Source organism: Herbiconiux daphne, from assembly GCF_024979295.1.
GTDB lineage: Bacteria > Actinomycetota > Actinomycetes > Actinomycetales > Microbacteriaceae > Herbiconiux > Herbiconiux daphnes.
Genome location: NZ_JANLCJ010000496.1, coordinates 1 through 632 on the forward strand (window position 1 = coordinate 1; position 632 = coordinate 632).

At 30.2% G+C, this 632-nt stretch carries 2 protein-coding genes; both read left to right on the top strand.

Annotated elements, in window-relative coordinates:
* Positions 1 to 338: hypothetical protein (locus tag N1032_RS26060; protein ID WP_259543529.1), on the top strand; the 338-nt coding region annotated here is incomplete at its 5' end.
* 57 nt (positions 339 to 395) lie between these two features.
* The coding region (locus N1032_RS26065) for a hypothetical protein (RefSeq protein WP_259543530.1) at positions 396 to 632 on the top strand (237 nt) is incomplete at its 3' end.

Sequence of the window (632 nt, forward strand, 5' to 3'; positions counted from 1 at the left end):
TCTTAGATACTATTCTAAATGATGTAACAATTTCAGTGGGATTATTCATTGCACTAGTAAATGATTTTGAATTTGCAATTGTAAAACCATTTGCAAAAAGGATGTACCAAGAGTTAATCACATGGTTAGATTCTGATGCTACATCAACATATGATGAGGTTGTTACTTTTGCTGATGCAACAGACATAAACAAACAAGCAAAAGAACTTAAAAACAAACTAATTTCACTTTCAACCCCATCAAGAACACACCTAAAACAAAAGCCAGTAGGGGCAACAACTGGACTTGAATATCAATTGAATCTTTCAAATGCTATTCTAATTCTTGATAAGTCATGATCAACTGATTACAAGTTTGATATTACATCAGGGGTATTTAATATTGGGGAAATTGCAATGAAAGTTGGTGAAATTGTTGAAACTGACATGACATTGTTAGAAGAATATTCAAATGTTGCAACAGCATCACAAGTTTTAAAAAATTACAAAGTTATTCTAATTGAAAAAGGAATCTATAATTTCATTATGCACTACTCAGCAACTAAACAAGACAATACACCAAAATTAAAACAAGTTTTTCATAGATATGATAGATTTGGTTCATACAGACATAAAAATAAAATCGCTATTGCC